Source organism: Clostridium grantii DSM 8605 (assembly GCF_900129965.1).
Lineage (GTDB): Bacteria > Bacillota > Clostridia > Clostridiales > Clostridiaceae > Clostridium_AF > Clostridium_AF grantii.
In genome coordinates this window covers 1-25,345 of the sequence record NZ_FQXM01000031.1, presented here as the reverse complement: position 1 = coordinate 25,345, position 25,345 = coordinate 1, and the positions used below count along the sequence as shown (strand labels likewise).

Here is a 25,345-nt window from a genome sequence, read left to right as displayed (position 1 = left end):
ATACCACAAAAGCCATAATATTATCGCTTAATTTATTTTTACAGCTTGTTTTTGAAAATTAACTCCTAAATTCTCAATTTTTCTTTGATTTACTACTCAATTCATCTTAATCAAGCATTTACAGTAAACTTGCCTTATTTTATATTAATTAATAATAAACTCACACATTATAGAATTAGAAATTTCAATGCCTTTTTCACTAAGAAAAATCCTATCTTCATTCAAAATCAAATACCCATTTTCTACATATTTATTTATTACATTGCCATAAATATCAAATATAGACTTTTTGAACTTTTCATTAAATTTTTTAATAGAAATTCCTTTTATCTTCCTAAGCCCTAAAAACATAAATTCTTCCATATCCGCTTCTATGGAATTTTTATATTTTTCATTTTTATTTAATTGAAAAAAATTTTTCATATATTCTTTTATATCATCAGAATTACTAAATCTAGATCCATTTATATAAGAATGAGCACTTGATCCACAACCTATATAATTTTCCAATTCCCAATAAACTAAATTATGCTTACACTCTTTATCTTTTTTAGCCCAATTAGAAATCTCATATCTGTCGTATCCTTTTTCCTTCAAGTAAGTGATAGTAAATTCATTCATTTTTCTTTCTTCTTCTTCACTTGGTATTTTTATAACCCCTTTGTTATACATGTTATAAAAGGGTGTATTTTCCTCTATAATTAAACTATAACAAGATATGTGCTCCGGCTCTAACAAAACAACTTCTTTTAACGTTTCTTTCCAATTTTCAAAACTTTGACTAGGCAATCCGTACATTAAATCTATATTTATGTTATCAAAACCTATTTCTCTAGCATTTTTGTATAATTCAAGAAATTCATTTTTCGAATGAATTCTTCCTAAATTTTTAAGTAAATTTTCCTGCCACGCTTGAAGACCTATACTTAGTCTATTCACTCCCATATTCTTTAAAAATAAAAGTTTTTCCTTATCTGCTGTACCTGGATTTATTTCAACTGTAAACTCAGCTGGTTCTTTTATCAATTTATAATTCAAAGATTCTTTTAATACTTCCCACTCCTTTAACAACAAAAAGGTGGGAGTTCCCCCACCTATGAATATTGTATTAAATTTATTGTATTCTAGACTTTTAATCTCTTCACTTAATACCTTAACATATTCATTCATACTATTTTCCATATTCCCATAAGAAGGGAAATCACAGTACAAACATTTTTTTTTGCAAAAGGGAATGTGAATATATAATGAAATTTTATTACTCATAATATATCCTCCTTTTTCTATAACTAATCAACTTTAAGGATTGACATAAATGCTTCTTGTGGAACTTCTACGCTACCAACTTGTCGCATTCTTTTCTTACCCTCTTTTTGTTTCTCTAACAATTTTCTTTTTCTTGAAATATCTCCACCATAACATTTAGCCAAAACATCTTTTCTCATAGCTTTAACCGTCTCTCTTGCAATGATTTTTGCTCCAATAGCCGCTTGAATAGGCACTTCAAACATTTGTCTAGGTATTATTTCTTTAAGTTTTTCTGCTATTCCTCTTCCTTTATGATAAGCTTTTTCTTCAGGAACTATCATTGATAAAGCATCTACAACATCTCCATTTAAAAGAATGTCTAATTTCACCAATTTAGTTTGTTGATATCCTGCTAGTTCATAATCTAGAGAAGCATATCCTCTTGTTTTAGATTTTAAAGTATCAAAGAAATCATATATAATTTCGTTCAATGGAATTATATAATTAACTACAGCTCTTGAAGTATCTACATACTGCATATCAACATAAATACCTCTTCTTTGTTGAGCAAGCTCCATTACTGCACCTACATACTCAGAAGGAGTAATTATAGAAGCCTTTACAATAGGCTCTTCCATTTTAGCAATTTCTGTTGTATCTGGTAAGTTTGTTGGGTTAGTTATATTAATCATTTCCCCATTATTTTTATAAACCTTATAAATAACAGAAGGGGCTGTTGTAATTATATCTAAATTAAATTCTCTTTCTACTCTCTCTTGTATAATCTCCATATGTAGAAGACCTAAAAATCCACATCTAAATCCGAACCCTAATGCAATTGATGTCTCTGGCTCAAAATCTAAAGCAGCATCATTTAATTTCAACTTCTCAAGTGCATCCCTTAACTCATCATATTTAGCACCGTCAATTGGATAAATACCACTAAATACCATAGGAATTGCCGGTCTATATCCTTGTAGTGGTTCTGTGGCAGGATTTAACGCCGAGGTTATTGTATCCCCTACTGCAGCATCTTTTAAATTCTTAATAGAGCCTGTAATGTAACCTACGTCTCCAGCTGAAAGTTCATTCATGGGCAAATATCCTGGTGCAAAAACACCCACTTCAGTTGCCTCATATACTTTTCCACTATTCATAAACTTAATCTTAGTTCCTTTTTTTACTGTGCCATCTATGATTCTCACATAAGAAACAACACCCTTATAACTATCGTAGCTGGAGTCAAATATCAAAGCTTTTAATGGAGCTTCTTCGTCTCCTTTTGGGGATGGAACTTTATTTACTATAGCTTCTAATACATCCTCTATATTCAATCCTGTTTTTGCCGAAACTAAAGGCGCATCATGAGCTTCAATTCCAATGACATCTTCAATTTCAGTTTTAATTTCCTCTGGTCTAGCAGAAGGAAGGTCTATTTTATTTATAATAGGAACAACTTCTAGATCATTATCTAATGCCAAATAACAATTGGCCAAAGTTTGAGCTTGTATTCCTTGAGTAGCATCTACTATTAGAAGAGCTCCTTCACAGGCTGCCAAGCTTCTTGAAACTTCATAATTAAAGTCTACATGTCCCGGAGTATCAATTAAATTTAATATGTATTCTTCCCCATTTTCTCTTTTATAAACAAGCCTTGCCGCTTGAGATTTTATAGTAATTCCTCTTTCTTTTTCTAGTTCCATATTATCTAGAACTTGCGAATTCATTTCTCTTTCAGTTAAAGTTCCTGTTTTTTCCAATAACCTATCTGCCAAGGTTGATTTCCCGTGGTCTATATGTGCTACTATTGAAAAATTTCTTATATATTTTTTTCTATCTACACTCATCCTTATACCTCCATCGCACATAATAAATCAAAGTAAATTATAACACAACTTACCGTGGAAATGTCAATAACATTAATTTAATTTTTTTTTAGTTTTTCTAAGCTTATTAATCTTTCCACTGATTTTTTATTGAAAGCAAATGTAAATCTGTCTGTAGCAATTCTTAAGTCAAATGGATTTTTATTAAACAATATTCTTATTTTAGGTACCGCATCAAAGCTCAAAGTACTTATGTTTTCACCTAAAATATCAATTACTTCTGTGGGCATATTGTTATTTATATCTGAATGTTGAAGAATATCTTCTTTGTTCTTTTTATAATTATCCGCATTAGCAAGTACCTTTTCCATATAATCCAGATTCCAATAGTCAATATTTGTTCTTTCATTACTTAAATATGAATCTTCATTATCTTTAAATGATAATAATATATCCGAATACACGCTTCTATTCAACACTATGTTTACATTAGTAACCCCACATAAAATCACTATAGAGCATATCAGAAACACAATTATTATAGATCTTTTACTCATAAAAAAGCACCTCCTCTATTTATTAAGGATGTACTTTTTTTCATAATTTTATTCATTTTTTCCATTTAAATGCTCTGCAATTAATCTAGCTATGTATTTTGCCGAATTCTTTGATTCTTGAGTTGTGTTTACATATGAACCAACTTCCATCAATAAAGCATTTTCACTATCATCTTGATTAAAATATAAACTACCATAATTAAAATAATATACCCCTTTGGAAAATCCCGGAAATAATCTATTTGATATATCAATCAAACTATTAACATTTTTCATATTGGCGTCAAAATGAGGATTCTTTTTTGTCATTACAAACATTATTTTTGCCACATTTTCTCCATTAAAATTAGCCGTTATAGAGTTTTTATCCGTTATAGAGTCTCTATGCAAATCTATAATAAGTTTAAAATCTCCATATTCATTTAGATACTTGTCTAGTGTAACTGATGATCTAGCGTAACTTTTAGTGTAAACATCTCTATCATGAACCGTGGTATCATGTATTGTTTTTATGCCATATTTCTCTAATTCTTCTTTCAAAGCTTCACCAACTGCGCATACATTTGTAGTTTGATCTGTTGTGTTAGCTTTATTTGGGTCATAATTTTCAGATGTATGTGTATGATAAATTAAAACTTCCGGCACTGCTGACAACTCTTTTACTAATGCTTGATTAAATACAGAAGATGCTCCTTCTGCTGATGGAGTTTGTCCTTCCTCAGGCTTTTGTATAAATTCATTATCAAGCTTAAATGATACATCCTTGTTTTCAATATTAGAAGAATTATTATCATTACTCTTAGCTATGTTATTTCCAATTCCACTATAGGGTACTAAATTTAATGCAGCCATCTCTCTATGTATAACACTATAGGGTTGATCAATATTGATCCCCAAAATTTCACTAAAAACTTTTTTTATAGACACCTGATTTTCAGCCATATCTTCTTCGTTAAATGAAGTAATCTTAACCTGTGGCATAGTGAAGTTAATCATATTAACATAAAACATATTTCTTTGAAGACCATTTTTAGAACTATACCCAATTGCTTGATTAAATATAATTATGAAAATTACAAAAGTAATGAAAAACATACAGATGCTTGTAAACATTCTAGAAAAATCTTCAATATCTTTATTTTTTCTATTGTTCAACCTTATCCCCTCCTTAGTTTTATCTATATATATGAGGGTGAAAATTTAAATATTCTATTTATAAAAATAAATTAATTTCATAAATTTAAAAAATGCGTACTTTCGCATCGCATTTTTTAAGCTAAACTCTTTTTACTTTTATTCCTCTGACTCGTTAGTTCCTACAAGTACCAAATGTAATTTTAATTTAGATATTTACTAATTTCATCTAATTTCATAGCTGGTTGCAAGGCTAAATTTATACCATTAGCTATTATTTTAGAAGTATTATCGATTATTAAATCCACATCCTTAGGGGTAACCATCAAATCTCCTAAATATGGATTAAGTATTTCATTTATCAATTTTTGTTTTTCATCTTTATTAATAGCTTTTAACATGTTATAAAATTCACCACCAGTATTTGATTGATGAATCATTTGGTCTATGGCTAAATCTATAGTATCATTAGCTAGTGTAGCTGCATCAACAACTGTAGGTACCCCTACTGCAATAACCGGTATTCCAATAGTTCTTTCACTTATTTCCATTCTTTTATTTCCCACACCAGACCCTGGTGATATACCCGTATTACCTATTTGTATTGTTCTATTAACTCTAGATGCTTTTCTAGAAGCTAATGCATCTACACAAATAACTAAGTTAGGTTTTATTTTTTTTACTATAGATTTAATGATTTCACTAGTTTCTATACCGGTTATTCCCAGAACTCCTGGAGACATACCACAAACTGGTCTAATATTCTCATCTATTTCATCTGGAATAAGTTGTTTTAAGTGTCTTGTAATCATAATTTGTGAAATAACTTTCGGGCCTAACGCGTCTGGAGTAACATTCCAATTTCCTAATCCCACCACTAAAGCTGTCATACTTTTTTCTAAAGAAACCATTCCTGATAAAACACTTCCCAAAACTTCACTAACCACAATCATTGTATCTTTATCGTAAAATACAAATTCCGGCATATCTATTGTGATATATTTTCCTTTAGGTTTACCAAGATTTTTTTCTCCTTCTTCATTTAAAATTTCCACATCCGTAATTTTACATTCTCCTTCATTATATTCCTTTATATAAACCCCCGGAACATCTCCTTTGTTACTTTTTTGATACATTTCTCTAGCTTCTACAGCTAAATCAGTTCTTATTGACATGAGTTCACAACCTTTCTAAATGGTACTTAAATTTATTTTTACCAATAATAAAATAATAAATTCAAAAATTAATCTTTTATTGTTGTTTTTTAAGAAAACTTATACTTGAAGTGCAAAGTAATTAATGCTATAATATCATTTGTTGAGTTAGTCGAAAAAACAAGATACCCACAAGCTGCTTAACCCTACCATACTACAAGGGGGTGAATTAATGGCAAACGTACAATCAGCAAAGAAAAAGATTAAAGTTATCAAAACTAAAACTTTGAGAAACAAGATGATAAAGTCTGCTTTAAAAACTCAAATTAAGAAATTTGAGGTTGCTTTAGAATCAAATAATGCTTCTACTGCTGCAGTAGAATTGAAGGCATGTGTAAAAGCTTTAGATATGGCTGCATCTAAAGGTGTTTTACATAAAAACAAAGTTGCTAGAACAAAATCTAGATTAACTGCAAAATTAAACGGATTAAGCGCTTAATAAATAAAAACCGGTGAAATTCACCGGTTCTTTATTTTTTTATAGTAAAGTAGTAACAGTTATTATCAAAAGTTCCATTTCAGTTTTTGCATTTGTAGATGTGGATTTTAACATTTTCTCTGTATCAAGACATTTTTCAATAGCATTTCTAATAGATTTCAATGTGAATTTTTTACTTTGAGATATCATTTTTTCACATATATATGGATGTAATTTTAGTTCTTTAGATAAAACTTCCTTCGATTTTCCTTGTGTAGCCCCAATTTTTATATTCAACAACAATTTGAATTGACGTTGAATCATTCTTAATATACCCGTTATCATTTCTCCTTTAAATATTAACTCGTCCAAAATATCAATAGCCATATCCGGTTTTTTCTGTGAAATATAATCTACCAAATTAAAAATGTCATTTTCATTTTTTTGTGTAACCAAAAGTTGAATATCTGTTCTTGTTATTTTCCTATCCCAAGCATAAGTACATAATTTTTCAACTTCATTTTCTAAAATATCTAAATTAGTATCCACCAAATTGCAAAAAATAGCCAGTTCGGATTTAGAAATATCTACTTTTCTTTCTGCAAATAATTCCTCCACTTTTTTTTCCAAAGATTTACCTTTAAGCTTTTCAAACTTAATTACATGAGCAAGTTTATTTAGCCCTTTTACCTTTAAACTTTCTTTTTCACGAGGATTATCAAAAATATAATACATTATAAGCACACATTCTTGTGGAATATTTTTGATATATTCTTTTATTTCTTTAAACCTTCCTTCCTCAGCTTTATCACCGTGATCTTTCAAAAAAGAAGCCCTATAAATTAGCACCATTCTTTTTTCACTCATAAAAGGTAGCGTTTCACAGGCATTGATTAATTGTGGCAAAGTCAAATTTGCACCATCAATTTCGGTATAGTTTAATTCTTCAAAATCTTTATTCAAAGCGATATTTTTTATTTTTTCCACAGCACCTTTTATGGAATTTTCATCATTACCGCAAAGAATATACTTACTATGTATTTTTTTTAGTTTCAATTCTTTTTCTAAATTAAGTGAATCAAACATTTTTTTCTCCCTTAAAATAATTGTATTTTATAAAAAATCAAAAAAATTATTGCAATCAAAGGAATAAATTTAATATTCTCATATCCCCTTATAACAAATATATAACACATATAAATCAAAATAACAACTATACCCTCAAGATAAGCGTAGTTAACAAGTTGTGGTGATAATTGCAGTACCAAAGCACTACCGCCATTTACAGCAGTAATTATAGTACTTAAACAATAACATATGATTTTAAATAAAGGCTTTATTTTAACAACTAACGATCCTATATTCCCCATAATAATTATTAAAGAATATAAAGGTATTATAAACAAATTGCCCAAAATTGAAATCAACCTAACATTTATATCTTCCATCATAAGAAAAGGCATACTAAATATCTGAGCACTTAATGTAAGACTTATGCTTTCATTTAACTTAGATGGAAGTTTTCTTAATTTTAATTTAATTTTATTGTAATATAAAATTATTCCTAACGTTGCTAAAAAAGATAAAATAAAACCCATATCACATATATAATAAGGATTAAAAAAAAGTAAAACTAAAGCTGAAAAACTCAAGGCAGATAAAGCATCATAACTCTTATATAAACTCTTAGAAATAGCAATTAAAGCTAGCATTATAAAAGCTCTTATACTAGATGATTTCATCCCTGTTATTATCAAATATATAAAAGTAGGAACTATAGCACTAATACCTAAAAAACGTTGTAAAACTCCATATACTATAGCTATATGAAAACCTGACACAGCCATTATATGACATATTCCCATTTTACTCATATCTTCCTTTTGAGAATAACTTATATACTTTGTATCCCCAAAACAAGCCGCCATAATTGTTCCTGCTTTGTCTTTTCCTACAATTATTTTATACTCATTATAAAGCAATAACTTAATACTATATATCTTAGCTATAATATCTTTTTTGTAGATTACATGATTTTCAACATATACATTAGCCACAATTCCTTTAAAATAATCTTTTTCTTTTTTTGTTTTCCCATAAATTTTTGTTAAATCACCTTCATTAAATTCATAAATATCTCCATATAATAAAATTTTTCTGTTTTTGTATTTTGCTATTGCAAAAGTTTCTTTTTTTAATACTATTCTAGCTTTAAATGAACCAGGTACATTAATATGATAATATAATATAAAAGAAAAAAATCCTAAAAGAAAAAAAATCGTTATAATTCTCATTTTTGTTCCATCTTTAGATATTATTACAAATATAAAAAAAGCTGCTATAATAAAAGCAGCAAAAAAATTCACACTTAATAATAATGCTGTAATAATTCCAAAAATTAATGCACATACAAAATAAATCATCGGTCTTTCCATTAATTACCCTCTACTTGTTCTATCTAAGGTTATTTCTACATTATGAGTATCTTTATATAATTTTATCTCCATGATATTAGATTTTACTTTTATATTTCTTGAGTTAAAATATTCCTCAGTGCACTTTTTAGCTGCCTCTTTATCTATATTTTCATATTTAGAAATAAATTCACTCTCTGGTATATTTAAAAATTCTATTGTACTACCTTTAACTATAGTTTCTAGTACATTTGTCAGCATAAATTACACCTCCAATTTTATTCTATCCATTATTCCTATCTTTAATCAGTCTTTTTCTTTCCAATTTCATAAGCAACCTTTGTACTTGAATATAAGCCCGAAGCACTAGTTCCCAAAACTATGCCATTAAGTATTCCTTTTTTGATTTCCCCAGAATCTTCTAGCAAAATCCCTAATATTAATCCAAATACCAATGACATAAAAGGACAAAGTTTCTTGCTTACACCAAGCATCTTAAATATTTGAACCAAGGCTGTAATAACTGGTATAAAAGCTGCATTCTTTATGTTTAAATCCAAGTTTACCCTCCATGGTATTACTTTATATATATTTATATGATTAATATTTTTAATAAAGAATACCTATTTTCAAACAAAAAAAAACAGGCATAGCCTGTTTTTTATTTTGCTTCGTCCAAAGTTAAAAGTGGATTTTCTTTTCTTTTTGTTTTAGCTAAATCAATTTGGTATTCAATTAATTTATTTTGCAAATCCATAATCTTATACTTAGAAGATTGTAGTTGGAATTTTAATTCTTTATTTTCTTTTTGAAAATTAGTTTTTAGTAAAGTTTCTTCTGTTACTCGATTTTTAATTAAATCTAATTGATCGGATAACTGCTTATTCTCTTCCTCGCCTCTTTTCAATAGCTTACTAGCTTCATTTGCATCCAATTTAACTTGCAGCTCTGCATTATAATTTTCTAAGCTGAGAATATATTTCTTTAAATCTTCAAATTGATTTTGAAGTTCTTTATATGAAATATTAATATCATTAACTTTACTTTCAAGTGCTTCATTGCTTTTTTCTATCTTAAACAATTCATCTGTTACGTTTAAAGTAGTCAAAACTGCCGCCTCTGTTGTACTTAAAATTGAATTGAACTCCATAATTTTTTTTATCTTTTGGTCCACATAACTAGCCACTGAATGTAGATATTCAGTTTTTTCTTCCCCTTTTAAATTGTATTCTTTTCCATTTATCTTAACTGTTACCACATTCATTCCAACACCCTCTTAGATAAGTTTAAAACTTCAAAATAAATTCATATTTCAAAATAATCCATTTTATTCAAATGATTTTTGAATTTTACTTAAAAAACTTTCATTTTATACTTATCTATATTCTAACATATAATTACCAATTATAAAATATTTTTATCTAAGTTCCGCTCCTAAATTATACTCAAGAGTTTTCAATATTTTATCTTGAACTTTATTAACATCTTTATCTGTCAATGTTTTATCTTGAACTCTATACTTAAGGGAATAAGCTACACTTTTCTTTCCTTCTGCTATTTGCTTGCCCTCATATACATCAAAAAGTTTAATACTTTCTAAAATTCTACCACCTTGTTTCCATATAATTTCTTCAATATCTTTAACCAAGGTACTCTTATCAAGAATAACCGCCAAATCTCTAGTTACAGCTGGATACTTAGGTAATGGTTTATATTTTCTGTCCAAATTAGCATTTTTATATAAAACTTCTAAATTAATTTCAGCCAAATAGCAATTTTCGTCCACCCCATAATTTCCTGCTACATCAGGATGTACTTCTCCTAAAACTCCTAGCAGTTCTTTACCAACATAAATAGCTGCTGTTTTTCCTGGATGATATGATGGATTTTCACTTTCTCTTTTAAACTCAAATTTTTCTACAAATAACTTAGCGAGTATATTTTCTACCACACCTTTAAGATCAAAATAATCTACTCCACCATATAAGCCAATAGTTAATACTTCTTTTTCTTCTGGTAGTTTTATATTTTCATCCACATTAGGAATATATGTTTTCCCAATCTCAAATAATCTAGCATACTCATTATTCCTTGAATAATTTCTTCCTAGCGATTCCATCATCGAAGGTATACTTGTAGTTCTCATTATGCTATAATCTTCCCCTAAAGGATTTCTAATTTTAACAGCATTTCTTAAATAACTATCTTGACTTATTAGTACTTTGTCAAAAACTTTTGGACTAACAAAAGAATAAGCTATTGATTGATTAACTCCTGACCCAATTAAAATATTTATTAATGTGTCCTCTAAAATTTGTTTCTCACTTTTTCCAGCTTTTAAAGTTTCAATGGTTGGTAAGGTTGATGGAATATTATTATATCCATATATTCTTGCTATTTCTTCTGCTACATCTTCTTTTATATTAACATCTGATCTAAAAGTAGGCACATGAACTTGTAGACTGTCGCCTTCAATTGCAGTAATCAAATCCAACTTATTTAAGCAATTAGCCATCTCCTTGACAGAAATATCTATACCTAAGAAAGCTTTCACCCAATTTGAATCAACTGTTAGTATGTGCGGTTCTTTAATTTCTGGGTAAATATCTATAACACCCTCCATTATTTCTCCTGCAGCTAAATCTTCCACTAAATTACAAACTCTTTTTAAAGCTATTTCTGCTAAATTTACGTCAATATCTTTTTCAAATTTTCCTGATGCATCAGTTCTTAGATTTAATTTTTTTGATGAAAGTCTAATATTTGTACCATCGAAATTAGCAAATTCAAAGATAATCTCATTAGTGTCATCTTTAACTTCCGAATTAAGCCCACCCATTATTCCTGCAAGAGCAATAGTTCTCTCTCCATCTTTTATAGTAAGCATTGTTGAATCTAAAATTCTTTCTTGCCCATCTAAGGTTACAAATTTTTCGTTATCCAAAGCTCTTTCTATAACAATAGTATTAGACGTTATCTGCCTTCTATCAAAAGCATGCATCGGTTGCCCAAATTCCACCATAACAAAGTTAGTAATATCCACTATGTTATTTATTGGTCTAACTCCCGCTTCTAAAAGTCTTTCTTGCATCCACTTTGGTGATGGTTGTATTTTAACATTTTTAACACCTTTGGCCATATATCTTTTGCATAAAGGATCTTTTATCTCAACTTTTAAACTATTATTTATATCTTCTTCTATTTTCTCAGTGTAACTTAAAGCAGGCAAATTATAAATTTTATCCAAAGTTGCAGCTGTTTCTCTAGCCATGCCAATTACACTCATACAATCAGGTCTATTAGAAGTTATTTCGAAATCTAATACTGCCTTTTCCACAGAAACTACTTTCTTAATATCCACCCCAATAGCTGTATCTTCCGGTAGAATCATCAATCCAAGAACAACTTCATCATTTGCTATGCCAAGTTCTTCTTTAGAACAGAACATACCATTTGATACTACTCCTCTTAATTTTCCTTTTTTGATTTTTGTTCCATCCGCTAAAGTGGATCCATGTAAAGCTACTGGAACAATATCTTCTTCTTTCATATTTGTTGCTCCTGTTACTATTTGAAGCAATTCTTCCTTAGCTATATCAACTTGACATATAACTAATTTTTCTGCTTCTGGATGTTGCTCTATTTTTTTTATTTTACCAGTAACAATATTCTCAATATTTGCTCCAGATACAATTACTTCTTCAACTTTCGATCCTGATAAAGTAAGTGCATCTCCAAGTTCTTCAGGTGTTACATCTATATCCACATAATCTTTTAGCCAATTAACAGGTACTTTCATTTTTACCCCTCCTATTTAGAATTGTTGTAAGAATCTCATGTCAGCTTCGTATAATAATCTTATATCATCTATGGCATAGTTTAGCATTACCATTCTATCCAATCCAAATCCGAAAGCAAACCCACTATAAACTTCTGGATCTATACCACAATTTCTTAATACTTGCGGATGTACCATTCCACAACCTAATAATTCTATCCATCCAGAGCCTTTACACACATTACAGCCTTTTCCACCACATACAAAGCAAGTAGCATCCATTTCAGCTGATGGTTCTGTAAAAGGGAAATGGTGAGGCCTAAACTTAGTTTTCATTTTATCCCCAAACATTTTTTTCGTAAATAGCTCCAGCGTTCCTTTTAAATCTGCAAAAGTGATTCCTTCTGCCACTACTAATCCTTCTATTTGATAAAAGATAGGTGAGTGTGTAGCATCAACAGCATCTGATCTATAAACCTTTCCTGGTGAAATCATCTTGATAGGAGGTTTTTGGTTTTCCATAGTTCTTATTTGAACTGGAGATGTTTGAGTTCTTAGAACCACATCATCATTTATGTAAAAAGTATCTTGTTCTCCTCTTGCTGGATGATTTTTCGGAATATTTAATGCTTCAAAATTATAATGGTCAAGCTCTACTTCTGGTCCTTCTTCAATAGCAAATCCCATAGATAAGAATATTTCATTAATACTGTCTAAAGTTAATTGAAGTGGATTTTTATGCCCTAAAGATTTTCTATTTCCTGGCATAGAAATATCAATTATTTCACTTTGCAACTTACTGTTTTTCTCTTTTTCGCTAATAGATTTGCTTGCATTATTTATAATAGTTTCAAGATTCTCTCTTACTTCATTAGCTAATTTTCCAATTATCGGCCTTTCTTCTGAAGATAATCCTCCCATACCTCTTAAAATAGAAGTCAATTCTCCCTTTTTACCTAAATATTTGATTCTAATTTCTTCAATTTCTTTTTTACTCATAGCTTTTTCAAGAACTGCAAGAGCATCTGTTTTTATTTGTTCTAACTTTTTTTGCATTTTATTGCTCCTTTCTTTTTTTTATAAACAAAAAAAACTCCACCCATAAAGGGACGAAGTTGTCGTGTTACCACCCAATTTAACTAACACTAGTGCTAGTTCTCTTGTTTTAATATCGGATATTTCCGCTAACTGCTACTATTATTTCACAGCTAGAACTCCGGAGTGAACTTCAATATAATTATTTTTAAAAAGCTCTCAGTCTATAACTTTTATTCCCTGTAAAAAATTTTTTATATCTACTCTCTCCATCAAAGTTTAATTATTAAATTATATTTCAACCTGTTCATCTATACATTATAACTACATTAACGTTATTTTTCAATTATTTATTGAAAAAATATATTAATTTAACTTTTGTCTTAATATTTCATACATCATAACACTGGCTGCAACTGCTACATTCAAAGATTCAGAGTCACCAACCATAGGAATTATAAAACTTTTATTGGCTTTGCCTAAAATTTCATCACTAATTCCATTACCTTCATTTCCTACTGCAATAATCACCTTGTCTGTTAAATCTAATTGATAAAAGGATTCTTTTGCTTCAAGACTACTTACTAATAATTGAAACCCTTTTTCTTTAAGTTGCTCTAAAAATTCATTTTCCTCATCATTAATTATATTAACCTTAAAAATAGATCCCATAGTAGACCTTAATGTTTTATCATTATACACATCCACAGTACCTTTAGTTAATATAACCCCATGAGCACCTGTAGCATGAGCTGTTCTTATAATTGTCCCCATATTACCTGGGTCTCTAACTTTATCCGCTAGTAGGTAAAACCCTTTTTCATTTGTTATACTGGTGTCTTCTTTCATGTTTACTACCGCTGCAATTCCTTGAGGGTTTTCTGTATTGCATATATACTTCATAAGTTTATCTGAGATTATATAGCACTCTGTTTCTGAATCTATATTTGCCTTTTGTTCTTCCAACTTATAAGAATTATCCTCTGAAATAAACAAATAAGGTATTATAAAATCAGATTTCAAAGCTTCCTCTACAAATCTAAATCCTTCTATAAAAAATTGTTTTTTCTTTAATCTAACTTTTCTGTCATTTAATTTTTTAACTTCTTTAATTAGTGAGTTATCCTTACTGCTTATTATCTTCAAATCATTCTCCCTATGTTACAATTTTTTCTATTTTATTAATTTCTTCTGCTCCACCTATAGCAACTATAACATCACCCTCTACAATAACATCATCCGCCGATGGTGATACATTAACATCATTATCTCTTTTTACTGCCATTACATTTATGCCATAGTTGGATCGCATATTTAATTCTTTTAAGGTTTTCCCAATCCATTCTGTAGGTGTTTTGATTTCAGCAATACTATAATCTGAAGAAAGTTCAATATAATCCAAAATATTTGAAGAAACTAAATTATGAGCAACTCTAATACCCATATCTCTTTCTGGAAAAATAATCCTGTCAACACCTAACTTGCTAAGCAATTTGGCATGAAGCTCATTTTGAGCTTTAGTAATAATATATTTAACACCTAAATCCTTAACTAATAAAGCAGCCATAACACTAGCTTGAACATTTGATCCAATTGTTACTACGGCAACATCAAAATTACTAATTCCTAATGTTCTTAAGCTATTTTCATCTGTAGCATCCGCTTGTACGGCATGTGTAACATCATTAGAAATTTCTTGTATCCTATCTTCATCAGCATCTATAGCTAATACATCGTTCCCCAACTCATATAACTCTTTTGCAATAGCAGACCCAAATCTTCCTAAACCAATAACAACAAATTGTTTTCTTTTCATACTTACACCTCTATCCCACCAAAATTTTACCTTCTGGATATCTTATACTTCCACCCTTTTTCTTACTTGAAATCGCTAAAATCAATGTTAAAGGGCCCACTCTGCCCATATACATAGTTAAAGCAACTACAATTTTACCAATAAAACTCAACTCAGGAGTAAGCCCTAATGTTAATCCTACTGTTCCAAAAGCAGAGAATGCTTCAAAAGAAATATATTCGAATGTAGCTTTGGGCTCTGTTATACACAATATGAATGTTGTCAACATAACAACTCCTAATCCAACAAACATCACAGCAATGGCTTTATTTATCAAATCTCTACTTATTCTTCTTTGAAAAATTACCGTTTCTTCTCTATTTCTAATTATGCTAACTAATGCCATTAAAATCAAGCCTATAGTAGAAGTTTTTATACCACCCGCAGTTGATCCCGGCGAGCCCCCTATAAACATAAGAATCATAGTTAAAAACGTTCCTGCCATTGTCATATCCGGTAAAGATATAGCATTAAATCCAGCTGTTCTTGGCGTAACTGCCGCAAAAAAACTATTGATAATTTTGCCTTCCATATTCATACTTCCAATAGTAGCAGGATTTTTCATCTCAAATAATAGCATAAATAACCACCCTCCAAATACAAGGGCTAAAGACATAGATATAACCACCTTTGAGTGAAGTGAAAGTCTTCTAATGTCTTTTAAACCATATATTTCTGCCCATACTGCAAAACCTAATCCACCTATTATAATTAGGGCAGAAATTGTAATGATAACAACTGTACTTTGAGCATATGGAACTAAACTATTTCCAGTTAAATCAAATCCCGCATTACAAAAAGCAGAGATGGAATGAAAAATACTAAAATAAATTCCCTTACCAAATCCATACTCAGGCACAAATCTAGTTGAAAGAAATAAAGCCCCTGCTCCCTCCACCGAAAGAGTAAATATTAATATGTATTTAGCTAATTTTACAAGACCTTGTAAAGAGAAAAAATTCATTGCTTCTTGCATAATCAGTCTATCTTTTAAAGTTATTTTTTTACCAAGTAATAAAGCGAATAAAGTTGTAAAGGACATAAACCCTAATCCACCTATTTGTATAAGTAAAATAATCACCGTTTTTCCAAAATAGGTCCAATGCTCTGCAGTATTCAGTGTAGTTAATCCAGTAACACAAACCGCTGATGTAGCTGTAAAAACACAATCCACCCAAGGGGTAAATTCCCCACTAATTGCTGCTATAGGTAGTCTCAAAAGCAGTGTACCAATAAAAATAACAAAAGCAAACCCAGCTGCTAAAATCTGAACAGGCGCAACTCTTTTTTTATGCTTAATCTTCACTTTATCCACCTCAAATTTAATAAAAAAAACTTTTATTTATATAATATCTTATACATTATATCACTAAAATAATTTTTGTCAAAAATAAATATGTAGTCCAAAAAAAAACAAAAATGCAGCAAAAGGCTGCATTAAAATTTTTCTATTGAATGTTTAATGATTTTTTAGCTACTTCTACTATATTTGTAAAAGCTTTTGGATCATTGATAGCTATTTCAGAAAGCATTTTTCTGTTCATATCTATACCTGCAACTTTTAATCCATTCATTAATTTAGAATAAGACATACCATTCATTCTAGCAGCAGCATTTATTCTAACGATCCATAATCTTCTGAAATCTCTCTTTTTAAGTTTTCTACCTATATAAGCATTTCTCATAGATCTAATTACTGTTTCATTAGCTGTTTTAAAAGTTTTACTTCTTCTTCCATAATAACCTTTAGCAAGCTTTAATACTTTTTTATGTTTTTTACGAGCGTTGATAGCTCCTTTAACTCTAGCCATTTAGTAAACCTCCTTTTTCCTCTATCCTATAAGTATGGTAAAAGCTTTTTCATTGTTTTAACTTGAGTAGCACTAACAGTTGTTGCTTTTCTTAAGTTTCTTTTTCTCTTAGAACTCTTCTTAGTTAAGATATGACTTTTAAAAGCCTTACTTCTCTTTAATTTTCCTGTCCCTGTTTTCTTGAATCTTTTTGCTGCCCCTCTATGAGTTTTCATTTTTGGCATCTGTAATATCCTCCTCTCGAATTAAGCTCTTTTCGGAGCTAGTATCATTATCATGTTTTTACCTTCAAGAGCAGCTTTCTTTTCTACGATACATAAGTCTTCAACTTTAGATAAGAAATTATCTAAAATCTCTACTCCTTTGTATGTGAAGTTATTCTCTCTACCCCTGAATCTAACAGTAACTTTTACTTTATCTTCGTCACTCAAGAATTTTCTAGCCCTATTTGCTTTTATAACAATATCATGTTCTTCAATTGCAGGACTTAGTCTAATTTCTTTTAAGTTAACAACTTTTTGTTTTTTCTTAGCTTCTTTAACTTTTTTAGTTTGATCATACAAAAACTTACCATGGTCCATAATTCTGCACACTGGTGGATTTCCTGTTTCTGCAATAACAACCAAATCTAATTCTTGTTCTTCTGCTATTTGTAGTGCCTCTTTTGAAGACATTATTCCTAATGGTTCTCCATCTTGACCTACAACTCTTACTTCTTTAAATCTAATCATCTCGTTTAGAAGAGTTTCTTTTTTAATATTTATTCACCTCCGAATTATATCAAAACAATCATTACAACTTCTATTTTTATAAATAAAAAAGGAACGACGTAAGCCGTTCCATACATAACATGGTTAATTAAATCCATACATGCAACCTCACTAGCAATGCTGTAAGGTGAGAAACAGCTCTGTTTCTTCTTGATTCTTTCATATTATATAACTTAATTAGTTAGTTGTCAAGCATTATTCTAAATTATTTTTTCTAGTTTTAACTTCTTCTACTATCATTTGAACAAAAGTATCTACAGCAACTTCACCTAAATCTCCTTCTTTTCTGCTTCTTACAGCAAGAGATTTATTACTCATCTCTTTATCTCCCAATACTAACATGTATGGAATTTTATTTAATTGAGCTTCCCTTATTTTATAACCAACCTTTTCATTTCTTACATCTAATTCAACTCTTATTCCCTTTTCCTTTAAAGCAAAGTAAATTTCTTCTGCATATTCCTTTTGTTTATCTGTGATATTTAAAATCTTTACTTGAACCGGTGCAATCCAAGTAGGAAATCCACCCGCATAATGTTCTGTTAATATTCCTATAAATCTTTCTATACTTCCAAAAATAACTCTATGCGCCATTACTGGTCTATGTTTTTCCCCATCAGCTGCAATATAAGAAAGTTCAAATCTTTCTGGCATTTGGAAGTCTAGTTGAATTGTCCCACATTGCCAAGTTCTTCCCAAGCAATCTTTTAAGTGGAAATCTATTTTAGGACCGTAAAAAGCTCCATCACCTTCATTAACATGATATTTTAAACCTGCTGCATTCAACGCTTCTATCAATCCATTTGTAGCATCTTCCCAATCTTCTTCACTCCCCATAGAATCTTCGGGTTTTGTAGATAATTCAACAAAATACTCAAATCCAAATACACTGTAAAATTTATCAATCATTTTAATTATATCTAAAATTTCATCTTTAATCTGTTCTTTTGTCATAAATATATGTGCATCATCTTGAGTAAAGCATCTTACCCTCATCAATCCATGTAAAGCTCCTGAAGCTTCATGTCTATGCACAAGCCCTAATTCTGCCAATTTCAAAGGAAATTCTTTGTATGAGTGAAGATTGCTTTTATAAGCAAGTATAGCCCCTGGACAATTCATAGGTTTAATTGCAAAATCTGCATCATCAATTTTTGTGAAATACATATTGTCTTTATAATGATCCCAATGCCCTGATTGATGCCATAATTGTTCATTTAATATAATAGGAGTTTTAATTTCACCATACTCTGCTTTTGTATGTTCTTCTCTCCAATAATCTTCCAATAAATTTCTCAAAACCATGCCTTTTGGATAAAAGAATGGGAATCCTGGCCCTTCTTCTTTTATATCAAATAAACCTAATTCTCTTCCAAGTTTTCTATGGTCTCTTTTTTTCGCTTCTTCTAACAAATGAAGATGTTGTTCTAAATCTTCTTTACTTGTAAAAGCTGTACCATATATTCTTTGTAACATTTTGTTATTTTCATTACCTCTCCAATAAGCTCCTGCTATAGATAACAAACTAAAAGCTTTCACTTCTTTTGTAGAAGGAACATGAGGCCCTGCGCACAAATCTACAAATTCACCTTGCTTATAGAAGGATATTATTTCTCCTTCTGGAAGATCTTTTATTAATTCAACTTTATAATCTTCGTTCTTGTCTTCCATGAATTTGATTGCTTCTTCTCTTGGAAGTTCAAATTTTTCAAGTTTGTAGTTTTGTTTTACAATTTTTTTCATTTCTTTTTCTATTTTTACTAATAAATCTGGTGTAAAAGAAAAATCTGCATCAAAATCATAATAAAATCCATTTTCAATAGCTGGCCCAATAGCTAATTTTACATTAGGAAAAAGATTTTTTACTGCTTGTGCTAAAATATGAGAAGCCGTATGCCTTAAAATCCATCTACCATCTGCATCTTCAAAAGTTACTATCTCTAATTCACAATCTTCATTAATTTCTGTCATTAACTCTGTTTTCTTGCCATTTACTCTAGCTCCAAGAGCTTTTTTTCTTAAGGAAGGACTTATTTTAAAAGCAACTTCGCTTATAGTTATTCCTTTCTCAACTTCCATAATTTTTCCATCAAACAATTTAACATTTACCATAACTTTCTCTCCTTAAATTATATATTTTTCAAAAAATACAAAAAACTCCTCCCAAAAGGGACGAGTCAACGTTATTCCACCCTAAATAATAAATCAATCATTATTCAATACACACTATAACGCCAGCTAGCGAATATGCTTACTAATTTCAGCATTTAGCTCCAAGGTGGTTTTCAATATAACTTATCAAAAGAATCTCTCAGCCAATGAATTCTTATCTCTGGTAACAGTTTTCTATTTACTCTTCCTTATCATCACATTAACTATATTTCAAAGTTTATCTGTACTTATATTTTTACCACAAAACCCTTTCATTAGTCAATATGATTTTATTAAAAATAAATTTAATTAAACATGAATAGGTTCTTTTTTATCAATTTCTTTATTTTTTTTATGAGCTATTATTTGGTTTTCTTCTTTAATTAAAGGTTTACTTTCTTTGATCGAAACTTTATTTTCAAAAACATTAAAAATCGTATCTAACATTTCCTTATTTTTAACGTTTTCCTTTCCATAAATATATATTTCTTTTGGGCAATAAGTTATAAGTCCACTTATTATTAAATCCTCAATGCCCACACTTCCGTTAAATTTACTTTCTTCCACATCTTTTAAAAGCTCTTGCATAATGTCTTTTTCATTTTTATCTTTTATTAAATACTCTCCATTGTCTTCTATTATAATTTTTATAAGTTCAATCTTACTTTCTTGTATATCAACAAAATATTTTAACAGTTTAATAAATTCATCGTACTCTTTTTCTACCATATGCTCTTCCACCAAGATATTTAAAATTTGTTCCATTTCTTTCTTAAAGCTTTTTTTTCTGAATGTATAATATCCATCAATATTAAATTTCTCACTATCATTCAAGCATCCTACAACATTCTCAATTGATTTATTTTTTATATTAATACAACTAATTAATTCATTTGAATAGGTTTCCTTATCACTGGTAAGCAAGTTTTTAAATTGTTCTCTCACTTTAATTATCTCATCTTCTTTTAAGAAAAAGTAGTTTTCTTCCACTAAGTTGCCAAATTCTTCTTCAAGAAATTTCCCAACAAATAATTTAAAAATAAAAGAAGCAATATATCTTTGCAAATTATTTTTCACTTTATCACTTAAAGTAGGATTCAAACCATAAATTTCAATAAAATGATTATTATCTTTAATGCTTTCAGAAAAACCCAAAAGGATTTCACGTTTAGAAAAATAGCTTTGCATTTTATTTAATTTATCAGTAATATCATATTTTTCATTGCTATATATTATGGTTAATAGTATCACAATATCCACTCCTTCAAAACTAGTATGCTACCAAAATAAATGTATATTCAAAAATTTAAAATTTTTATTTTTATACCACCATTTTTAAACCAACAAACTAAATTTACCGCTGAAAAATTTAATTTTATAATTGTAAATCATCTTAATACACAGTGCATAATTGACAATGAAAGATCAAAAGATTAAAATAAATTAATAACCTTCTTGGTTCTCAGTACCCCATCAATTATCAACTTATATTTTCACTTACTGTCAACAGACAAATGCATAGATTTTACCTTATTCTATTTTCTATAGGGGTGATTTATATGAAATTTTTTTTCGTAGACTACAGAATTTCAAAATTAGAACTTGAAAATTTATCAATTTTCGGGCAAGTAATACTCTGCCCTCCAAATACCAATTTGTACAAAGCCATCGAAGGCCATCCCGATATTTTAATGAATATAATTTCACATAAAAAAATAATATTTCACAAGGATATTCCTACATCTTTTATAGAAAGTCTTAAACCTATAAATGCGCAAATAATATTAAGTGAAAATTCTCTCAAAGAAAAATACCCTTATGATATAATATTAAATTCCGTTAATTTAGCTAATGTATTTTTGCATAATCTAGAATATACAGATAAAAATCTTTTAAAAGAAGTGAAGACAAAATTATTGATAAACGTAAAACAAGGATATTCGAAATGTTCCACTGCAGTTGTCAAAGAAGATGTTGTTATGACCTCTGACCCATCTATAGCTTCTGCTTTAACAAAAATAAATTTTCATGTTCTTTTGCTTCCTCCTGGCCACATACAACTACCTTTTTTAAATTATGGTTTTATAGGAGGAACTTGTGGACTAATTAAAGATAATCTTTTAGGTTTTTATGGAGAATTAGAAAACTATGAGTATTGCACTCAGGTTATATCTTTCTTAAAAAAACATAATGTAGATTATATTAATTTAGGCAAAGGACCACTAATAGACCGCGGAAGTATCCTTAGCATAGAAATTTAAACCAAATAAATTCTAATGAAATTCTAATGTTTCTTTAAACTTACCTTAAGAATTAACCGCTATTATATTAGTATAGATAGTTAATTCAAGGAGGTAATACAATGTCAATAAATATTGAGCAAATTGATTTATTAAGGAAAAGAGCTAATGTAAGCTATGAAGAAGCAAAAAAAGCATTAGAAAACAATAATAATGATCTAGTAGAAGCATTAATTTATTTGGAACAAAATCAAAAAACAAAATTCAATTCCAATAGTTCAACTTTTAAGGTGAAATTAAAATCTTTGTTGAAAAAAAGCATAGATCATAAATTTTTACTTTATAAAGAAAGTGAAGTAATCGTAAAACTACCCTTGCTGATTTTTGTGCCATTAGTGATATGCACTGCTCCTATAAGCATAATAGCTTTAGTAGTAGCCCTAATATCCGGACTAAAAATAAAATTCACTAAAAAAGATAGTGAAATAGACTTTAATGGTATGATATCAAAAATAAATACCGCTTTTGACTCAACAGAAAAACCAGTTAATTAGCATAAAGGCTTTTATATTCATATAACCTTAAAAATACGACATTTGAAGTGTCGTATTTTTATATCTATAATTTTGTTATAATAAAAATATATTTAATAGGAGGTTTTTTAATGGCTCACAAAATATTAATCGTTGAAGATGAAATAAAGTTAGCAAGATTCATTCAATTAGAATTGAAATATGAAGGTTATGCAGCAGAAATAGAAACAGACGGAAGAAAAGCTTTAAACAGTGCACTAGAAAATAATTTTGATATTATTTTATTAGATATTATGTTGCCTTCCTTAAGTGGATTAGAAGTGTTAAGACGGTTAAGGCAAAGTTCAAAAGTTCCTGTAATTTTATTAACAGCCAAAGATGAAATTTCCGACAAAGTTACCGGACTTGATTATGGTGCCGATGATTATATAACAAAACCATTTGCAATAGAAGAATTATTAGCCCGAATAAGAGTTACTTTGCGTCACCAAATACCAATGGAACAATCCTCCGATTTATATATCATAGAAAAACTTCAACTAGATGGCAACTCCTACACAGTGACCTATAATAGCACCCCTATAGAACTCACTAAAACTGAATTCCAGTTATTAAAATATTTATTTCAAAATAAAAATATAGTTTTATCAAGAGAAAAAATAGTTTCGAAAGTCTGGGGTTATGATTATTATGGCGATAGCAATATTGTAGATGTGTATATCACTTATTTAAGAAATAAAATTCATAAATTTACCCCAAAAAAATTCATACATACTATTAGAGGGGTAGGGTACACATTGAAAGATGAATAATCGTAATAAAGTACGCCAAAACATTGTCCCAGTAATAAAATTGATTATAAAAATACTTTTCTACACAATTAAATACACTTTCATAGCTTTAGCCCATACTTTTAAATATTTGTCTACAGTTACCACTTTTTTTTCTAAGCTATATAAAAGATTTAAGAATAGGTTTTACTTTTCACTAACCTTTAAATTCACTATTTTATACGCTTTTATATTTTCAATAATAATGTTTATTTGTAGCGCTATTATATTAATATTCTTTAAACTAAATCTATTAGATAAACTATTTTCATCCAACAGTTTTTCTTTAAATAATGGATATTTAATATTACTTATTACCATTAATCTTTTGGGTTTCTTACTATCATTAGCTATAAGCTCAAAAATGAGTAACAATATTCTTTATCCCATAAAAGACATGACTTATATTGTAAAAGATATATCCGTAAATCATTTAGATACAAGGATAAACATTGCCGGAACCAAAGATGAATTAAAAGAATTAGCCACTACTTTTAATCAGATGCTTGATAGATTAGAAAAATCCTATGAACAACAGAATAGATTTGTTTCAGATGCTTCCCACGAATTAAGAACTCCCATAGCCGTTATTCAAGGTTATATAAATCTTTTAGATAGATGGGGAAAAAACGATGAAGATGTTTTAAATGAATCTATCGAGGCTATAAAATCAGAATCCCAAAGCATGAAAGAATTAGTTGAAAAACTATTATTCTTAGCTAGAGCAGATAAAAATACTCAGAAGATAGAAAAAAATATATTTTCTTTGAGATCATTAATAGATCAAGTTACCAAAGAAACAAAACTCATTGATAAAAATCATTTAATAACAAACCTGGTTAATGAAGATATTTTTTATTGGGGTGATGAAAAACTAATCAAGCAAACTTTGAGAATTTTTATAGATAACAGTATAAAGTTCACTAATGATGGTGGGAAAATCACTATAAATTCTTTCAAAGAAATCAATACAATCTGTATAGAAATAGAGGATACCGGCATGGGAATAGATAAAGATGATATTTCTAAAATATTTGATAGATTCTACACCACAGATAAATCACGTTCAAAAGAATACAGCGGTAATGGCTTAGGTTTATCTATAGCAAAATGGATAATTTCACAACATAAAGGTTCCATACAAGTATCGAGCAAACTCAACTTTGGAACTAAAATTAAAATTATTTTACCAATTCTATAGGGATCCCATTGTGAAACTTAATTTATACTTGTATAAAATCTCCACGGTTTTAGGAGTTTTGGACACGTATAAATTAATAGTTGAACCGAGATGCCTACAGCAGTAATTTAAATATTATATATAATAAAAAAACTCAACATTTAAATGTTGAGTTTTTTTTGGAGGCACCACCCGGATTTGAACCGGGGGTAAAGGCTTTGCAGGCCTCTGCCTTACCACTTGGCCATAGCGCCCCATTATTGGAGCGGAAGACGAGATTCGAACTCGCGACGTTCACCTTGGCAAGGTGACGCTCTACCACTGAGCCACTCCCGCATTTTGGTGGCTTCA

The 25,345-nt window shown here is 29.3% G+C and carries 26 protein-coding genes, 2 tRNA genes and 2 other annotated features; of the genes, 5 read left to right on the top strand and 23 right to left on the bottom strand.

Translation table 11 applies throughout. The features are described 5' to 3' along the window. Nucleotides 1-144: 144 nt before the first annotated feature. The 5 genes from hemW to gpr form a co-directional block, all read right to left on the bottom strand. A complete protein-coding gene (gene hemW, locus BUB83_RS18310) occupies nt 145-1,266 on the bottom strand; it encodes a radical SAM family heme chaperone HemW (RefSeq protein WP_073340560.1) in 1,122 nt (373 codons plus the stop codon). Between the two features lie 23 nt (nt 1,267-1,289). Further along, on the bottom strand, nt 1,290-3,095 hold the full coding sequence (gene lepA, locus BUB83_RS18305) for a translation elongation factor 4 (RefSeq protein ID WP_073340558.1): 1,806 nt from the start codon (nt 3,093-3,095) through the stop codon (nt 1,290-1,292). A 77-nt stretch (nt 3,096-3,172) separates the two neighbouring features. Next, nucleotides 3,173-3,631, bottom strand: a complete 459-nt coding sequence (locus BUB83_RS18300) for a hypothetical protein (protein ID WP_073340556.1) — start codon at nt 3,629-3,631, stop codon at nt 3,173-3,175. Nucleotides 3,632-3,679: 48 nt separating this feature from the next. Then, on the bottom strand, nt 3,680-4,786 hold the full coding sequence (locus BUB83_RS18295; RefSeq protein ID WP_242950714.1) for a stage II sporulation protein P: 1,107 nt from the start codon (nt 4,784-4,786) through the stop codon (nt 3,680-3,682). Between the two features lie 182 nt (nt 4,787-4,968). After that, nucleotides 4,969-5,940, bottom strand: a complete 972-nt coding sequence (gene gpr, locus BUB83_RS18290) for a GPR endopeptidase (RefSeq protein ID WP_073340553.1) — start codon at nt 5,938-5,940, stop codon at nt 4,969-4,971. Nucleotides 5,941-6,151: 211 nt separating this feature from the next. Between gpr and rpsT the strand changes: the two genes are divergently transcribed. Next, the gene (rpsT, locus tag BUB83_RS18285; protein ID WP_073340552.1) at nt 6,152-6,418 is read left to right on the top strand and encodes a 30S ribosomal protein S20; all 267 of its coding nucleotides are present in this window, start codon (nt 6,152-6,154) and stop codon (nt 6,416-6,418) included. A gap of 39 nt (nt 6,419-6,457) precedes the next feature. On the opposite strand, the gene holA is transcribed toward rpsT, so the two are convergent. The 15 genes from holA to ytxC form a co-directional block, all read right to left on the bottom strand. Next, nucleotides 6,458-7,483 (bottom strand): DNA polymerase III subunit delta, encoded by a 1,026-nt coding sequence (holA, locus tag BUB83_RS18280; RefSeq protein WP_073340550.1) that lies wholly within the window; start codon nt 7,481-7,483, stop codon nt 6,458-6,460. Between the two features lie 11 nt (nt 7,484-7,494). Then, nucleotides 7,495-8,832, bottom strand: a complete 1,338-nt coding sequence (locus tag BUB83_RS18275) for a ComEC/Rec2 family competence protein (RefSeq protein ID WP_073340548.1) — start codon at nt 8,830-8,832, stop codon at nt 7,495-7,497. 3 nt (nt 8,833-8,835) lie between these two features. Then, complete coding sequence (locus BUB83_RS18270) at nt 8,836-9,072, bottom strand: hypothetical protein (RefSeq protein WP_073340546.1); 237 nt, start codon at nt 9,070-9,072, stop codon at nt 8,836-8,838. Nucleotides 9,073-9,113: 41 nt separating this feature from the next. Further along, complete coding sequence (locus tag BUB83_RS18265; RefSeq protein WP_084133674.1) at nt 9,114-9,371, bottom strand: hypothetical protein; 258 nt, start codon at nt 9,369-9,371, stop codon at nt 9,114-9,116. A gap of 101 nt (nt 9,372-9,472) precedes the next feature. Further along, nucleotides 9,473-10,075, bottom strand: a complete 603-nt coding sequence (gene zapA, locus BUB83_RS18260; RefSeq protein WP_073340544.1) for a cell division protein ZapA — start codon at nt 10,073-10,075, stop codon at nt 9,473-9,475. Nucleotides 10,076-10,228: 153 nt separating this feature from the next. Continuing rightward, entirely contained in the window at nt 10,229-12,610 is a 2,382-nt protein-coding gene (pheT, locus tag BUB83_RS18255) for a phenylalanine--tRNA ligase subunit beta (protein ID WP_073340541.1), read from the bottom strand. Between the two features lie 15 nt (nt 12,611-12,625). Beyond that, nucleotides 12,626-13,645, bottom strand: a complete 1,020-nt coding sequence (pheS, locus tag BUB83_RS18250) for a phenylalanine--tRNA ligase subunit alpha (protein ID WP_073340539.1) — start codon at nt 13,643-13,645, stop codon at nt 12,626-12,628. A 46-nt stretch (nt 13,646-13,691) separates the two neighbouring features. After that, nucleotides 13,692-13,909 (bottom strand) — a binding site (T-box leader). Nucleotides 13,910-13,990: 81 nt separating this feature from the next. Then, a complete protein-coding gene (locus tag BUB83_RS18245) occupies nt 13,991-14,764 on the bottom strand; it encodes a TrmH family RNA methyltransferase (RefSeq protein WP_073340591.1) in 774 nt (257 codons plus the stop codon). A gap of 16 nt (nt 14,765-14,780) precedes the next feature. Further along, nucleotides 14,781-15,440 carry a potassium channel family protein gene (locus BUB83_RS18240; RefSeq protein ID WP_073340537.1) on the bottom strand — a complete coding sequence of 220 codons (660 nt, stop codon included), beginning with the start codon at nt 15,438-15,440 and terminating at the stop codon, nt 14,781-14,783. Between the two features lie 10 nt (nt 15,441-15,450). Continuing rightward, the gene (locus BUB83_RS18235; RefSeq protein ID WP_073340535.1) at nt 15,451-16,785 is read right to left on the bottom strand and encodes a TrkH family potassium uptake protein; all 1,335 of its coding nucleotides are present in this window, start codon (nt 16,783-16,785) and stop codon (nt 15,451-15,453) included. A 142-nt stretch (nt 16,786-16,927) separates the two neighbouring features. Further along, entirely contained in the window at nt 16,928-17,290 is a 363-nt protein-coding gene (rplT, locus tag BUB83_RS18230; RefSeq protein WP_073340533.1) for a 50S ribosomal protein L20, read from the bottom strand. 26 nt (nt 17,291-17,316) lie between these two features. Then, the gene (gene rpmI / locus BUB83_RS18225) at nt 17,317-17,514 is read right to left on the bottom strand and encodes a 50S ribosomal protein L35 (protein ID WP_073340531.1); all 198 of its coding nucleotides are present in this window, start codon (nt 17,512-17,514) and stop codon (nt 17,317-17,319) included. Nucleotides 17,515-17,535: 21 nt separating this feature from the next. Continuing rightward, complete coding sequence (gene infC, locus BUB83_RS18220; RefSeq protein ID WP_073340529.1) at nt 17,536-18,054, bottom strand: translation initiation factor IF-3; 519 nt, start codon at nt 18,052-18,054, stop codon at nt 17,536-17,538. Between the two features lie 45 nt (nt 18,055-18,099). After that, nucleotides 18,100-18,218 (bottom strand) — a sequence feature (ribosomal protein L20 leader region). A gap of 37 nt (nt 18,219-18,255) precedes the next feature. Then, nucleotides 18,256-20,172, bottom strand: a complete 1,917-nt coding sequence (gene thrS, locus BUB83_RS18215; RefSeq protein WP_073340527.1) for a threonine--tRNA ligase — start codon at nt 20,170-20,172, stop codon at nt 18,256-18,258. Nucleotides 20,173-20,520: 348 nt separating this feature from the next. Beyond that, a complete protein-coding gene (gene ytxC / locus BUB83_RS18210) occupies nt 20,521-21,462 on the bottom strand; it encodes a putative sporulation protein YtxC (RefSeq protein ID WP_073340525.1) in 942 nt (313 codons plus the stop codon). Between the two features lie 308 nt (nt 21,463-21,770). Here ytxC and BUB83_RS18205 point away from each other — a divergent pair, with 308 nt between their 5' ends. The 3 genes from BUB83_RS18205 (at nt 21,771) to BUB83_RS18195 (ending at nt 23,796) form a co-directional block, all read left to right on the top strand. Continuing rightward, nucleotides 21,771-22,472: a DUF6873 family GME fold protein gene (locus BUB83_RS18205; RefSeq protein WP_073340523.1), complete on the top strand. Its 702-nt coding sequence runs from the start codon at nt 21,771-21,773 to the stop codon at nt 22,470-22,472. A 101-nt stretch (nt 22,473-22,573) separates the two neighbouring features. Further along, nucleotides 22,574-23,005: a DUF4342 domain-containing protein gene (locus BUB83_RS18200; protein WP_073340521.1), complete on the top strand. Its 432-nt coding sequence runs from the start codon at nt 22,574-22,576 to the stop codon at nt 23,003-23,005. A 110-nt stretch (nt 23,006-23,115) separates the two neighbouring features. Continuing rightward, on the top strand, nt 23,116-23,796 hold the full coding sequence (locus BUB83_RS18195) for a response regulator transcription factor (protein WP_073340519.1): 681 nt from the start codon (nt 23,116-23,118) through the stop codon (nt 23,794-23,796). Nucleotides 23,797-23,961: 165 nt separating this feature from the next. On the opposite strand, the gene BUB83_RS22530 is transcribed toward BUB83_RS18195, so the two are convergent. Next, nucleotides 23,962-24,189, bottom strand: a complete 228-nt coding sequence (locus tag BUB83_RS22530; RefSeq protein ID WP_242950712.1) for a hypothetical protein — start codon at nt 24,187-24,189, stop codon at nt 23,962-23,964. Between BUB83_RS22530 and BUB83_RS18190 the strand changes: the two genes are divergently transcribed. Continuing rightward, nucleotides 24,179-25,015 carry a HAMP domain-containing sensor histidine kinase gene (locus BUB83_RS18190; RefSeq protein ID WP_242950711.1) on the top strand — a complete coding sequence of 279 codons (837 nt, stop codon included), beginning with the start codon at nt 24,179-24,181 and terminating at the stop codon, nt 25,013-25,015. The genes BUB83_RS22530 and BUB83_RS18190 overlap by 11 nt on opposite strands. Nucleotides 25,016-25,174: 159 nt before the next feature. On the opposite strand, the gene BUB83_RS18185 is transcribed toward BUB83_RS18190, so the two are convergent. Further along, a tRNA-Cys gene (locus BUB83_RS18185) sits at nt 25,175-25,248 on the bottom strand. A 7-nt stretch (nt 25,249-25,255) separates the two neighbouring features. Beyond that, nucleotides 25,256-25,330: transfer RNA gene (locus BUB83_RS18180), tRNA-Gly, on the bottom strand. Nucleotides 25,331-25,345: the final 15 nt, after the last annotated feature.